We start from the raw sequence: 12521 nt of genomic DNA, 5'->3' as shown, positions 1-12521 counted from the left end.
CGGGCCCAGCGAGCGAACTTGAATGCGCCTGGGGAGAATGGCGCCGTGAGGGGTACCTTTCCACCCCCGGCACCACTCGGACAACTGCTCTTGCCGATGGACTTCACCCTACCGCTTGAGCCACCCCCCCGCCAGCCGAGTGGCCCACGGCATCACCAGGTAGGTCATGGTGGGGACCACCAGCATCATCTGCGCCAGCGACCGCACCGGCAGCACCCAGTGCCCCAGTGCCGGCCCCAGCAGCAGCGTGATCCCCAGGCTGACCGGATACAGGGCTGCCAGCGTCAGCAGCATCATCTTCCAGCGGGGCGGCTGGCGCAATGTGGGGCTGGCGGGCGGCGTGAACCAGAACTCCAGCCCAGGCTGCTTCTCAAAGCTGACCTGCCCGTCCACCAGCGGCTCCACCCGCGCCAGCCAGTTCGTCCGCTCGGGGGACCCCTCCCACTCGGCGGCGCTGCCCAAGGAGTCGAAGCGCGCGAGCAGCGTGTATTCCTGCTCGCCGGGTGCAGGCCGGATGATGCCCGTGCCCCGGTGGCCGGGCAACCGTCCGAGGAGGGCCGTCGCTTCGGCCAGCAGCGCTTCGTACTCGGCGTCGCGGCCCGCCTTGATGCGGCGTCGCACGATCAGGTTGACCGGATCGGAAGGAGAGGCGCCGGGCAGGGTCATGCCCCAGCCCCCCTCTCCTTTCTGGGCCAGGCCACCAGCACCACGCCCGTCAGGATCACGCCGAGGGCCCCCCAGCCCAGCGCGCTGAGGTGTTCGCCCCCGAAGCCGACGCCCAGCAGCACGGCCACCACAGGGTTGACGTAAGCGTAACTCGTGGCGAGGGCCGGCCGGGTGTGCGCCACCAGGTACATATAGGCGCTGTAGGCAACGAGGCTGCCGAAGACCGTCAGGTAGGCCAGTGCCCAAAGGCTGGCGGAGGTGGGCGCCTTCCAATGCTCACCTGTGGTCAGGCTCAGCCCCATCAAGATCACGCCGCCCGCCAGCATCTCGGCGGCGCTGCCCATCAGCCCGGCGGGAAGGGGCAGCCGCCGGGACCACTGGCTGCCGAAAGTCCAGCACAGCGGCGCGAGGATCAGCAGCAGTGCGGCCAGGGGCGTGGCGTGCAGCTCACCTACGTTCAGTAGGGCAATCCCCAGAAGCCCCACGCCAATGCCCAGCCATTCACGCCCACTTGTGCGCTCGCCCCACAGCCGTCCGAAGAGGGCTGCGAACAGGGGAGACACCGCGATCACCAGGGCCGCCACGCTGCTGCTCGCGTCCCGCTCGGCCAGGGTGACCAGGCCGGTGCCCCCGCCCAGCAGGAGGAGGCCGACGGCTGCGCTCGCGCTCCACTGCCGGAGGGTGGGCATGGCCGCACCGCGCAGCCGCAGAAAGGCGAACAGCACCGCGCCCGCCACCAGAAAGCGCAGCCCCAGCATCCCCAGTGGCGGCAGGCTCTCGATGGCCACCTTGATCCCGAAATACGTGCTGCCCCACACCACGTACACGAGGGCGAGCGACACCAGCACGGCGGGCGTCAGGCGAGCGCGGGTGGACAGGGCGGCGGGCGTCACCGGGAGAGCATACCCGGCTTAAGAAAACGCTGCCTCAAGTGAGGCCGCGCTCTGTCCGGACCGCCCGTACACTGCCTGCGCGTTGCCCTCCGAACGGCCCTGGACCCCGGCGGCCCACGGCGGGCCTGGGCCTCGGTCCCGCGCCGCTCCTCGCGTCCCCATCCCCGCCGTGACCCACGCGGCCCTGCCTCCGCCCACCACGGCCCAGGACGCTGCGCCCGAATCCGACGACGGCCAAAGCCCCTGATCTCTGGACGGCTCAACCTCCATTCCGCCAGGCACTGGGGCGGGCAATTCCTGCCCCTGGCCCATCCCCACCTGCGGGTGGCCGCGGTTCCCCAGCCTGCCGCTTGGCCGGGAGAAGTGACCGTCAGGGGGCGGCCGGAAGCCCGGCGTATCCCCGGCGGGTTCGAGAGGTTGAGGGGTAGACCTGAAAGTACGAGCGAAGCGAGCAGGAGAAAAGACAAACTCCGCGGTATGAAGCAACAAGCGGTGATGTCCCACGTGTTGCGCAACTGAGCGGAGTCCGTACAACCGTGAAGTCTTGGGCCTGCAGCGGTGAAACCCGTCAGATGGTTTGACCCACCGCCACTTCCCGCCCCTCCCTCGCTGCCGCGAAGAGCGCGTCCAGCACCTGCGCCTGCCGTACTGCGTCCTCCGGAGAATAGAGGGGCGCTTGCTCGCCGCGTGCCGCCCGCTGAAAGTGGGCCACCATCGCGGCGTAGCCGTCGTGGGGCGGGAAGGTCTCAGTGCGCTCGCCGGCGTTCGTCTGCACGTGGAAGCGCACCTCCTCATCGTTCTTGCTGCTGAAGCCGCCGTCCAGATCGAGGGTTCCCCCGGTTCCTACCACCATGATGCGCTGGGTCTTCCCGCCCCAGTCGAAGGCGCAGTCGATGCTTGCCAGCGCGGCCCCATAGTGCAGGGTGCCGCTCAGGCCCACGTCCACCCCGCCGGAGGTCCAGCGGGCCTGGGCGGTCACGCCTTGCGGCTCGCCCAGCAGCAGGCGGGTGAGGTTTACCGCGTAGCAGCCCACGTCGTACAGCGCGCCGCCACCCTTGTCGGCGCTCCAACGAAAGTCGTCCGGACGAGTTAGGGCAAAGCCGAAGGCCGAGCGCACTGCCCGGACCTCCCCCAGTTCCCCGCTCGCCACGATCTCCCGCACCCGGGTGATGTGGGGCTGAAAACGGTACGCGAAGGCCTCCAGCAGCAGGCGGCCGGAGGCTGCTGCCACGCCCGCAAGGGCCTGCGCCTCCTCCGCATTCAGCGTGAGGGGCTTCTCGGTGAGGGCGTGTTTGCCTGCCCGCAGGGCCGCCTCCGTCCAGGGCCGGTGCGCGTCGTTGGGCAGCGGATTGTAGACCGCCTCCACACCCGAGGCGATCACGTCCTCGTACGTCCCGATCTGCTCGATGCCCCACTCCTGCGCGAAGGCCCGCACCCGTTCGGATTCCGGATCGCGCGCGCCCACCATCCGCACTTCTCCACCCGCCGCATGAATGGCGGGGATGAGCGCCCGCGCGATCCGTGCTGCGCCCAGAATGCCCCAGGAAAAAGGTTGTGCCGCGCTGCTTTGCGTCATGCGGGCAGCCTAGCAGGGGTCAAACCGTCCACGGCCTAACCGTCTAACGGCGGGAGCAGATTCGCCGGTCAGGCCGGCAGGCTGTAGACGCCCGGATTGCAAAGGAGGAGGGGCCAACCCGGACTGCTCCCGGTTGGCCCCTCCTCCCTCAAGCCTGGAGGCTTATTCGCCCTGCTTGTCGCTGCCTTCCGTGCCCTGGCCAGCGTCGTCCTTCTTGTCGCCGCCGAGGCCGAACTGCGCGAACAGGTCCGCGTACACGTCGCCCAGCTTGGTGCTGATCTTGCCGCCCTGCTGCGCGTCCTTGGCGTTGTAGTTGTAGTCGGCTCCGCCGCCGCGGCCACCACGGCCACCGCCACGGTTGCCGCCCGCACCGCCGCCGGGGCCAGCACTGTAGCGGTCGCTGCGCGCGCCGCCGCCCTGCGTCACGTAGTCGCGCACCGGGCCACCGCCGCCGAGGGCGCGGCGACGCGAGAGGCTCGCGCGCTGCTCCACGGGGTCGATGTTCAGGATCACGGCCTCAATCTCGTCGCCCTTCTTGAAGAGATCGGCCGGGTTGTTCACGCGCTGCGTGTCGAGTTCGCTGATGTGGATCAGGCCCTCGATGCCTTCTTCGATCTCCATAAAGACGCCGAAGTCGGTCATGCCGGTGATCTTGCCCTTGACGGGCGTGCCGGGCGGGTAACGGTCAGGCAGCGCGCTCCAGGGATCGTCCGTGGTCTGACGAATCCCGAGGCTGATGCGGCGCTCCTTGGGGTCGATGCGCAGGATGACGGCTTCCACCTCGTCGCCTTCCTTCATGACTTCGTTGGGGTGACGCACGCGCTTGGTCCAGCTCATCTCGCTGACGTGCACCAGGCCTTCGAGGCCGGGCTCCAGCTCGACGAACGCGCCAAAGTTGGTCAGGTTGGTGACCTTGCCCTTCACGCGCTGGCCGATGTGGTATTTCGCCACGGCATCTTCCCAGGGGTCCTGGGTCAGCGAGCGCATGGAGAGGTTGATTCGCTCGCGGCCCTCGTCCACGTCGATGACCTGGACCTGGACCTTCTCGCCCACCTTGACCACGTCACGGGGGTGGTTGAAGCGGCCGTAGGTCAGCTCGCTGCGGTGAACCAGGCCGTCGATGCCGCCCAGATTCACAAACACGCCGAAATCGGTGATCTCGACGACTTCGCCCTCGAACTGCGCGCCGGGCAGCAGCTGCCCGATGGTGGCCTCGCGCGCCTGGGCCTTCTGGGCTTCCATGATCGCGCGGTGGCTGATAATCACGCGGTTGCGCTTGCGGTTGAGCTCGATCAGCTTGACCTGCAGCGGTTTGCCCACGTAGGGGTCCAGGTCGTTGACCCGGCGGGTATCCACCTGGGAGGCAGGCAGGAAGGCGCGCACGCCCTCAATCTGCGCCACCAGGCCGCCACGGACCTTCTCCAGCACCTCGACCTCGAAGGTCTGGTCGCCTTCCTGCATGCGCTCCAGGACGCGCCAGCCCTTGTCCTGATCGGCCCGCTTCTTGGACAGGACGATCTGGCTGTTGGCGAGGTCCACCCGCACCACGTACGCCTCGATCTTGTCGCCGGGCTTGTACATCTGCTGGGCCTGCTCGAGCGTGACGGGCTCCTCGGTGATCTGGTTGAGGGGAATGACGCCCTCAACCTTTGCGCCGACGTCCACGGCGATGCCCTCATTGCCGATAAACACCACGGTGCCGTCCACGATGTCGCCCCGGCTCACCGACTGGTGATCGGTGGACTCGCTGGCGAGCACGTCCTCCATGGTCATGGCGGGGTACTCGTCGTCGCTGCGCTCGGCGGGAGCGCTGGTGGCCTGGGCGGGCGCCGCGGGGGTGCTGGGCACTTCAGGGCTGGCGGTGGCCGTGGTCTGCACGTCCGTCTGCTCGGTGCCCGGCGTGGGCTGAGTGGTCCCGCTTTCTACAGCGGGGGTCTGGGTCTGGTCTTCCATGAACTCCTGTCCTCCTGGGTGTGGCCCGCTTGTCGCTGGAACACACCACGTAACCTGTGCTCTGCACGGCAACACCTTAGTGTAGCACCACCCCCGAAGGGGGACAAGCACAGCCGCGCACGCCGGGAAGCCCGACTTGGACGCGATTCACTCCACGTTGGCCGACTTTCGCGTGGCCCGCCCCCGTGCCGCCCCTCTCCACCTGCAGTTGACGCCCTGCCGGGCCGCCGCTATACTCCCTCACGCTTCCCTGTCACGCCGTTTGCAGGAGGAGCCGCCAGAGCAGCAACCGTTGGGGCATCGTCTAATGGCAGGACGTCGGTTTCTGGCACCGTTAATCAAGGTTCGAGTCCTTGTGCCCCAGCCAATGAAGAACTCCGTCCAGAACGGAGTTCTTTTTTCGTATTTCCCAGATCCGTCCGTCTGCCTTCTCAGGGCTGAATGCTTTAAAAAACAAAGTGCCTGTCGTACCATCCCCGAATGTGGGCGGTGGTACGCTCTTCTCATGAGTGACGCCCCTGTTCAAAATTACGACGTGGTGATCATCGGCGGTGGCCCGGCTGGCCTGACGGCCGCCATCTACACGGGCCGCGCGAGCCTCAGCACCCTGGTGCTGGAAAAAGGCCTGCCCGGCGGTCAGATTGCCCAGACCGAGGAAGTCGAGAACTATCCGGGCTTTCCTGAACCGATTCCCGGCATGGAACTCGCCCAGCGCATGGTGCAGCAGGCTGAGAAGTTTGGCGCGAAGATCGAGATGGAGGAGGTGGAGGCCATTGAGGCCACATCTGGCCTCCACCCCTACGTCTTCACCGTGCGCGGCTACAGCGGCACCTACCGCGCCAAGAGCGTGATCCTGGCAACCGGCGCGAACCCCAAGAGGCTCGATGTGCCCGGCGAGGAGCTGTTCTGGGGCAAAGGCGTAAGCACCTGCGCCACCTGCGACGGTTTTTTCTACCGGGGCAAGAAGGTCGTCGTGGTGGGCGGCGGAGACGCGGCGGTGGAAGAGGGCCTGTTCCTGACCAAGTTTGCCGATGAAGTGACCCTGATTCACCGCCGCGACAGCCTGCGCGCCAACAAAGTGGCCCAGGCTCGGGCGTTTGCCAATTCCAAGATGAAGTTTATCTGGGACACGGTGGTAGAGGAAGTGATGGGCGAGAGCCACGTGACCGGCGTGCGCCTCAAGAACCTCAAGACCGGGGAGGTCAGTGACTTTGCCACCGACGGCGTGTTTATCTTTATCGGCCACGTGCCCAACACCAGCTTTGTCGAGGGCACGTTGAAGCTGCGCGACGACGGATACGTCGAGGTCACGGACGAGATCTACACGTCGGTGCCGCTGCTCTTTGCGGCGGGCGACGTGTCGGACCACGTGTACCGGCAGCTCGCCACCAGCGTTGGGGCCGGAACCCGCGCGGCCATGAGCGCCGAGCGTGCCCTCGCGGCGTTGGAGCTGGAAACCGAGACGGCGGCGGACTGAGCGCCCAGTGGGTCGGGGGCGGGGAAGACCTCGCCCCCGTATGCTGTGCCCATGCGCCCGCTGCCCCTGCCCGCCCGCCTCCTGCGTAAAGTGCGGGGGTACGGGGGCAAGGTGGGGCGGCTGATCCGCAGTCTCCACGCGGCCCAGGCCTGGCCCGAGGACGGGTGGGCAGACTCCCGCCTGACGGCAGCGGAGGCGCGGGTGTACCGGGGCATGGACCCGCGGGACCGCGAACACGCCTGCCGGGTGGCGCGGCACCTGCTGCGGGACCGTCCTGACGCCGATCCCGAACTGGTTGCCGCCGCTCTCCTGCACGATTGTGGCAAGAGCATCCGCCCCTACCGTGTGCTGGAACGCGTCCTTATCGGCCTGGTGCCCAACCGCCTGAGCCGAGCGCTGCCGCTGGGGCCGCTCGCCGTGCGGGCCTATCACCCAGAGCTGGGCGCAGAACTGCTCGCCCGCGCCGGCGCCCGTCCCCGGGTGGCCCGCCTCGTGGCGCGGCACCACCATCCCGGCGGCGACCCGGACGCGGCGCTGCTGCACCACTACGACGATCTGGAGTGAGGGGCCGTTTTTAGGGCAGCACGTTCCCGGCTGCCCGCAGGATGCCGTACCACTCCTCGCGGCTGAGGTGAACGTCGCCCGCGCGAATACAGTCTTTCAGACGTTCGGTGTTCGTCGTGCCCGTTACAGGTTGCATGTGGGCCGGGTGGCGCAGCAACCAGGCGATGGCAACCGTCGTGTTGCTGACCCCGTGGTTCGCCGCCACCTCATTGATGGACGCGTTCAGCTTGGGAAACTTGGGGTTGTCGAGGAACACACCCTCGAAAAAGCCGTACTGAAAGGGAGACCAGGGCTGAACGGTGATGTCGTGGAGGCGGCAGTAGTCGAGGACGTACCCGTCGCGGTTGACCGCCGACTCGTTTTCCATGTTCACGTTGAGCCCGCTCGTGATGAGGCTGGCGTTCGTGATGCTGAGCTGCAGTTGGTTGGCGACGAGGGGCTGACGAACGAACTTCTTCAGCAACTCGATTTGCCGGGGGTGCTGGTTGGACACGCCGAAGTGCCGCACTTTCCCCGAGCGTTCGAGTTCGTCGAAGGCCGCCGCCACCTCTTCCGGCTCCACCAGCGCGTCCGGGCGGTGCAACAACAGCACGTCCAGGTAATCGGTCTTCAGGCGCTTGAGGATGCCGTCCACCGAGGCGAGGATGTGCGCCCTGGAGAAGTCGAACATGCCGGGCCGGATGCCGCACTTGGACTGCAGGATGACGCGCTCGCGGACCGTGCTGTTCATCCCAATGGCTTCCGCGAAGATTTCCTCGCACGCTCCACCGCCGTAGATATCGGCGTGGTCGAAGAAGTTGGCTCCCTCGTTCACCGCCGTCCCTACGAAACGCTCCGCCTCCGCCCTGTCCAGAGCGTTGATCCGCATACACCCCACGGCGACGACGGGCACCTCCAGATCACTGGTCCCGAGCTTGATGGTCCTCACGTTGACTCTCCTTTCGCTGGCGGCGGAACTGCCCCCGCCCGGCCGCCTGACTGTAGCGCGGTTGATCTCTGCCGGGCGGTGGACGGGCGCGTGCCTTCATCTCCGGCCTTGACCTCGTCCCTCGAGCGGCGTACACTTCTCCTTCGTGCCTGACGCTCCCGCACCTGCGGGAAGATGTACCCGAGGCGGCCCCATCGTCTAGCGGTCAGGACAGCGCCCTCTCAAGGCGCAGACACGGGTTCAAGTCCCGTTGGGGTCACCAACCACGCGCCGCTTCCCACCCGGAGGCGGCGTTTTCCGTGGAGTTCCGGTAGGCTCGTCCCATGTCACTGCCCCCGGTGCTGGCCGAACTCGTCACGTATTTCGAGCCGCTCTCTACCCTGCGGCGCGACTTTCGGGGCGCCGTGACCCTGCACACTCCCGGTGTGAACGTGTTCGCCTCGAACGCCACCTTTGTGCCGGACGCAGACCTGGCCCGCCTGCCGCCCGCCGCTGCGTGGCACCGCGCACGCGGGGTGCCCGCCCTCATGGCTGCGGTGGTGCCCCTGCCGGGCGAGGAGGTGGCGTCGTTGCGCGTGGGGACCTATCACCCCACGCCTGAGCCCGGCGTCATTGTGGTGGAGCAAGTCTCGCGCCTGGGTCTTCCCGTCTGGGCCACCCTCTTGACCGGGGCGCACGGCACCCCGGAATGGGCGGGGGCGCTCTCGCGGCATCTGGCTCCCCGTCTGGAAGGAGACCGACACTTCACCCTGCTGATGGCGTATGCGGGGGGCGAGCCTGTGGGGGCCCTGCTGCGGCGTGAATCGAAGGGGGAGGGGGCCGCTCACCTCTGGGGCACCCTGGACCCCGCCGCCGACGCGCCGCTCCTCAATACGGCCCACGCGCTGGGCAGCACACTGCGGGTCAGCCTGCCCAGCGGCAGCCCCCTCCAGGTGGTGGACGAGCAAACCGTCTTCTTTACCCTGCTCGAAGAGCACGCCAGCGCCGCGAATGAGGGGAACTGCATGCAAAGAAAAATGGGGCATTCGCCGTCTTTTGCGCCGCAGCCCAGACGTTCCGAAGATGAGGCGTGAGGACTTTTACTTCATCCTGGACATCGCCCGTACCGAGCTCGCTGGGGTACGCGCCAAAAGCCGTGCGTCCAGTGCGGCTGCTTGCCATGCTGCCCCTCGCCGCCTGTCATATCCAGTTGCAGATGCCCGCGCCGCAGGCTGCAGGCGGGGCCGTACGTCCCCGGGTGACTTTTCCTGCTTGGCGGCGCGTCCGTTTTGCGCTGCGGCGGGCAGAGCAGCTATGTCGGCACCACCTGGAATGACCGGGTCTCGTCGGTGTGGGTGCTGGAGGGCACACAGGCGGAACTCTTGCGCGGCGGGAACTGCGGGTCAGGGTCCATCAGCTCACCGCCAAGACGGCCGATCTGAGCGGTGTGAACTTCAACGGCGTAGGCGTGACGAAGGTGGAATTCTACAGGGGCCGTACGCTGATCGGCACCGACACCGCCAGCCCGTACAGTGGGGCCTTTGACCTTACGGGCGCTGACAACGGCCAGGCCAGTACGCCATCACAGCGCGGGCCTACGGCGCGGCGGGGAACGTGGGGCGCTGCGCCCAGACGCGGACCCTGACGGTCAACATCCCCGGGACGACGCCCTTCCCCAGCGCTTGCGCAGGCGCTCGCTGGCTACGCCGCCGTTCCGCCGCTGGCCTCCAACGCAAGGAGCAGGCGGCCCAGCGCCACGCTCCGAATAGGGCGGCCAAGGAGCACCTCCCGCATGACAGCCAGGACGGGCGCACGTTCGGGGACCGGATGAAGACGGCGGGCCACCTCACGGGCTTCTGCTCCAGCTTCTTCTCGTGCAGCAATGGCTGAACAGCTCCGGCCACTGCGCCAACCTGATGCGCTCCGACTTCCGCGAGCTGGGCGTGGGCTACGCGCACGGCGTGAAGATCCCAAAGGCGCAACCCCATTCCGGGCCACTGCTGTGTGCAGGATTTCGGACGGCGCAGCTGAGAGGTTGGTTGGCTGAGGCGGTGGCCGGAGTACTCTGGCCACCGCTTGCCGTTGGAGCTGTCCGGACAGGAGTAGCGCGAGCCCGGGCTGCTTTCCAGCGGCGCGCGTCAGGTTCTTTTGCGGGCACGCCACCACGCGAGGCCGCTTCGCGCCAGCGCACGCAGCAGGGCCCGTAGGAGCCCACTCCGCACGCTCACCCACGGACAGGCAAGATCGGCCACTTCGCAGGCGTCGCAGCAGTTCGCGTCGCACGAAAGGTCCCTGGTGCCGGGACAGCGGCGTGAGGTCCGTCCATGCCGCCTGCGTTCGTTCAGGGCAGGGATCCACGTGCGGACTTCTTTTTGACCGGGCCCGGCGAGCGAACCGGAATGCGCATGGGGGAGAATGGCGCCGTGAGGGGTGCCCTTGCCCTTCCACGCGCCGAGCCATTCGGACAAATGCGCTGGCTCCTGCCCCACCGCCATCTGAAGCTTGGAAGAAACGGAGCTGCTGCCGAGTGGGCAGGCGTGGCAGACATCGTCAATGGGCCCGCAAGCCCCGCAGCATGCCGGTTCGCATTCCGGGTTGACTGGGCCCGAACAGGGAAGGTGGTTGATCGGCGTGGCTTGCTGGGAAAGCAACTCCGCCGCCAGTCCACACGCCGCGAATTGCGCGCGCACTTCTCGCCACCCGCCTACCACACCCCGCGCCGTGATGATCCCCTCCACCACCGCCGAACACGAGGCTGCACCGTAGTACCGCGCGTGGGCGCATCGGTAGCCTTTGTACGGCGACACTTCCTGCCCGTACCAGCGGATCAGCGTGAGGGCAGCCGCAGAGAGGGTCACAAGGGAATATTGCCATGCTTCTTGTAGGGCCGCGCCTCCTCCTTGCCGCGCAGCATCTCGAAGGTCTGGATGAGTCGGCGGCGCGTGTCTTCCATGGGCAGGATGTCGTCCACGTAGCCTTTGGCGGCGGCCACGTAGGGGTTGTCGAACGCTTCCTTGTACTGCGCGATCTTCTCGGCGCGCGTCGCCTCGGGGTTTTCCGAGTTCAGGATTTCACGGCGGTAGACGATGTTGGCCGCCCCCTCCGCACCCATCACGGCGACGGCGGCCGTGGGCCAGGCGTACACCACGTCCGCGCCCATATCGCGGCTGTTCATGGCGAGGTACGCGCCGCCGTAGCTCTTGCGGGTGATCAGGGTGATCTTGGGGACGGTGGCCTCGGCGTAGGCGTAGAGCATCTTCGCGCCGTGGCGGATGATACCCGCGTGTTCCTGGGCCACGCCAGGCAAAAATCCCGTCACGTCCACCAACGTCAGCACGGGGATGTTGTAGCAGTCGCAGGTGCGGATAAAGCGCGCGGCCTTGTCTGAGGCGTCGATGTTCAGCGTTCCCGCCATCACCTTGGGATTGTTCGCCACGATGCCCACGCTGCGCCCCCCCAGCCGCGCGAAACCGCAGAGGATGTTCTTCGCCCAGCCCGGCTGGATTTCGAGGAACGTTCCGCCGTCCACGAGTTCGTGGATCACGTCGTGCATGGCGTAGGGCCTGCGCTGGTCCGGCGTCACGATCTCCAGCAGGCGCTCGTTGGTGCGGTCCACAGGATCGGTGCAGGGCTGGGCGGGGGCTTCCTCGCGGGCATTCTGGGGCAGGTACGACAGCAGGTCCCGGACGCCCTGCAGCACCGCCTCGTCGCCTTCGTATTCCAGATGGGCCACGCCGCTCTTGCGGGTATGCACGTCCGCGCCCCCGAGCTGATCAAAGGTCACGTCCTCTCGCGTGACCGACTTGATGACTTCCGGCCCCGTGATGAACATGTACGAGCTTCCCCGGCTCATCAGAATGAAGTCGGTCAGCGCGGGCGAGTACACCGCGCCGCCCGCACACGGCCCGAGGATGGCGCTGATCTGCGGCACGCTGCCCGAGTAGACAGCGTTGCGGTAAAAGATCTCGCCGTAGCCCGAGAGGCTGTCCACACCCTCCTGAATGCGCGCTCCCGCCGAGTCGTTCAGGCCGATGACCGGGCAGCCGGTCTTGGCGGCGAGGTCCATCACCTTGGTGACCTTGGCGGCGTTCATCTTGCCCAGCGAGCCGCCCAGCACCGTAAAGTCCTGCGAGAAGACGAACACCTGCCGCCCCGCGATGGTGCCGCGGCCCGTGACCACGCCCTCGCCCGGCGCTTCAACCCCCGTCATCAGCCGGTTGGCTCCGTGTTCCACGAAGGTGGAGAGTTCCATGAAGGAGCCGGGGTCCAGCAGTTTCTCGATGCGCTCGCGGGCCGTGAGCTTGCCGCCCTCGCGCTGCTTTTTCTGCCGCTCAGGTCCACCGCCCGCCTCCACCTTGGCGCGGCGCTGCTCCATGGCGGCGATGAGCTCTTGCAGTTCGATTCCGGGTTGGGTCATGGGGGCCATGGTATCCAAACGGGCGTTAGGGAGGATGGGGAAAGGGGTCAATGAAGTTTGGCCCTCAC

Annotated in this window: 14 protein-coding genes and 2 tRNA genes; 8 read left to right on the top strand and 8 right to left on the bottom strand. The window is 67.3% G+C overall.

What is annotated here, in order from left to right; translation table 11 throughout:
- Nucleotides 1-108 precede the first annotated feature (108 nt).
- On the bottom strand, nt 109-666 hold the full coding sequence (locus B9A95_RS24605) for an antibiotic biosynthesis monooxygenase (RefSeq protein ID WP_084049675.1): 558 nt from the start codon (nt 664-666) through the stop codon (nt 109-111).
- A complete protein-coding gene (gene yedA / locus B9A95_RS24600; protein WP_084049674.1) occupies nt 663-1559 on the bottom strand; it encodes a drug/metabolite exporter YedA in 897 nt (298 codons plus the stop codon). Before yedA ends, B9A95_RS24605 begins: the two co-directional genes overlap by 4 nt.
- Before the next feature lie 82 nt (nt 1560-1641).
- Between yedA and B9A95_RS34135 the strand changes: the two genes are divergently transcribed.
- Complete coding sequence (locus B9A95_RS34135) at nt 1642-1806, top strand: hypothetical protein (protein WP_170928767.1); 165 nt, start codon at nt 1642-1644, stop codon at nt 1804-1806.
- Between the two features lie 321 nt (nt 1807-2127).
- Here B9A95_RS34135 and B9A95_RS24595 read toward each other — a convergent pair whose 3' ends face one another.
- Entirely contained in the window at nt 2128-3135 is a 1008-nt protein-coding gene (locus B9A95_RS24595; RefSeq protein WP_084049673.1) for a Gfo/Idh/MocA family protein, read from the bottom strand.
- Between the two features lie 162 nt (nt 3136-3297).
- Entirely contained in the window at nt 3298-5088 is a 1791-nt protein-coding gene (locus tag B9A95_RS24590) for a 30S ribosomal protein S1 (protein WP_084049672.1), read from the bottom strand.
- A 293-nt stretch (nt 5089-5381) separates the two neighbouring features.
- Between B9A95_RS24590 and B9A95_RS24585 the strand changes: the two genes are divergently transcribed.
- The 3 genes from B9A95_RS24585 to B9A95_RS24575 all read left to right on the top strand — a co-directional run bounded on the left by B9A95_RS24585 (nt 5382) and on the right by B9A95_RS24575 (nt 7129).
- A tRNA-Gln gene (locus B9A95_RS24585) sits at nt 5382-5455 on the top strand.
- 138 nt (nt 5456-5593) lie between these two features.
- Nucleotides 5594-6565: a thioredoxin-disulfide reductase gene (gene trxB / locus B9A95_RS24580; protein WP_084049671.1), complete on the top strand. Its 972-nt coding sequence runs from the start codon at nt 5594-5596 to the stop codon at nt 6563-6565.
- Nucleotides 6566-6616: 51 nt separating this feature from the next.
- Entirely contained in the window at nt 6617-7129 is a 513-nt protein-coding gene (locus B9A95_RS24575) for an HD domain-containing protein (protein WP_084049670.1), read from the top strand.
- Between the two features lie 10 nt (nt 7130-7139).
- Here B9A95_RS24575 and B9A95_RS24570 read toward each other — a convergent pair whose 3' ends face one another.
- Entirely contained in the window at nt 7140-8057 is a 918-nt protein-coding gene (locus B9A95_RS24570) for an aldo/keto reductase (protein ID WP_084049669.1), read from the bottom strand.
- A gap of 187 nt (nt 8058-8244) precedes the next feature.
- Here B9A95_RS24570 and B9A95_RS24565 point away from each other — a divergent pair.
- The 4 genes from B9A95_RS24565 (at nt 8245) to B9A95_RS24555 (ending at nt 9681) form a co-directional block, all read left to right on the top strand.
- Nucleotides 8245-8319, top strand: a tRNA-Glu gene (locus B9A95_RS24565).
- A gap of 61 nt (nt 8320-8380) precedes the next feature.
- Nucleotides 8381-9130, top strand: a complete 750-nt coding sequence (locus B9A95_RS24560) for a hypothetical protein (protein WP_245808469.1) — start codon at nt 8381-8383, stop codon at nt 9128-9130.
- A 255-nt stretch (nt 9131-9385) separates the two neighbouring features.
- Nucleotides 9386-9478, top strand: coding sequence for a hypothetical protein (locus B9A95_RS37290; RefSeq protein WP_425429979.1), 93 nt, complete (start codon nt 9386-9388; stop codon nt 9476-9478).
- A 5-nt stretch (nt 9479-9483) separates the two neighbouring features.
- On the top strand, nt 9484-9681 hold the full coding sequence (locus B9A95_RS24555) for an Ig-like domain-containing protein (protein ID WP_425429968.1): 198 nt from the start codon (nt 9484-9486) through the stop codon (nt 9679-9681).
- 56 nt (nt 9682-9737) lie between these two features.
- Here B9A95_RS24555 and B9A95_RS34130 read toward each other — a convergent pair whose 3' ends face one another.
- The 3 genes from B9A95_RS34130 to B9A95_RS24545 form a co-directional block, all read right to left on the bottom strand.
- Nucleotides 9738-9881, bottom strand: coding sequence for a hypothetical protein (locus B9A95_RS34130; protein WP_170928766.1), 144 nt, complete (start codon nt 9879-9881; stop codon nt 9738-9740).
- Nucleotides 9882-10174: 293 nt separating this feature from the next.
- Nucleotides 10175-10894 carry a membrane protein insertion efficiency factor YidD gene (gene yidD, locus B9A95_RS37285; RefSeq protein ID WP_212648377.1) on the bottom strand — a complete coding sequence of 240 codons (720 nt, stop codon included), beginning with the start codon at nt 10892-10894 and terminating at the stop codon, nt 10175-10177.
- The gene (locus B9A95_RS24545; protein ID WP_084050952.1) at nt 10891-12453 is read right to left on the bottom strand and encodes an acyl-CoA carboxylase subunit beta; all 1563 of its coding nucleotides are present in this window, start codon (nt 12451-12453) and stop codon (nt 10891-10893) included. The genes yidD and B9A95_RS24545 overlap by 4 nt, the downstream gene beginning before the upstream one ends.
- Between the last annotated feature and the right edge of the window lie 68 nt (nt 12454-12521).

The sequence above is a fragment of the Deinococcus hopiensis KR-140 genome, assembly GCF_900176165.1.
Taxonomy (GTDB): domain Bacteria; phylum Deinococcota; class Deinococci; order Deinococcales; family Deinococcaceae; genus Deinococcus; species Deinococcus hopiensis.
Note: the sequence above shows the minus strand (reverse complement) of the source record. Positions and strands in the feature narration are given on the sequence as shown.

Excerpts from the sequence above, each read along its gene's own strand:
- B9A95_RS24605 (WP_084049675.1), bottom strand. The coding sequence starts at position 666 with ATGACCCTGCCCGGCGCCTCTCCTTCCGATCCGGTCAACCTGATCGTG.
- B9A95_RS24595 (WP_084049673.1), bottom strand. The coding sequence starts at position 3,135 with ATGACGCAAAGCAGCGCGGCACAACCTTTTTCCTGGGGCATTCTGGGC.
- B9A95_RS24590 (WP_084049672.1), bottom strand. The coding sequence starts at position 5,088 with ATGGAAGACCAGACCCAGACCCCCGCTGTAGAAAGCGGGACCACTCAG.
- trxB (WP_084049671.1), top strand. The coding sequence starts at position 5,594 with ATGAGTGACGCCCCTGTTCAAAATTACGACGTGGTGATCATCGGCGGT.
- B9A95_RS24575 (WP_084049670.1), top strand. The coding sequence starts at position 6,617 with ATGCGCCCGCTGCCCCTGCCCGCCCGCCTCCTGCGTAAAGTGCGGGGG.
- B9A95_RS24560 (WP_245808469.1), top strand. The coding sequence starts at position 8,381 with ATGTCACTGCCCCCGGTGCTGGCCGAACTCGTCACGTATTTCGAGCCG.
- B9A95_RS24545 (WP_084050952.1), bottom strand. The coding sequence starts at position 12,453 with ATGACCCAACCCGGAATCGAACTGCAAGAGCTCATCGCCGCCATGGAG.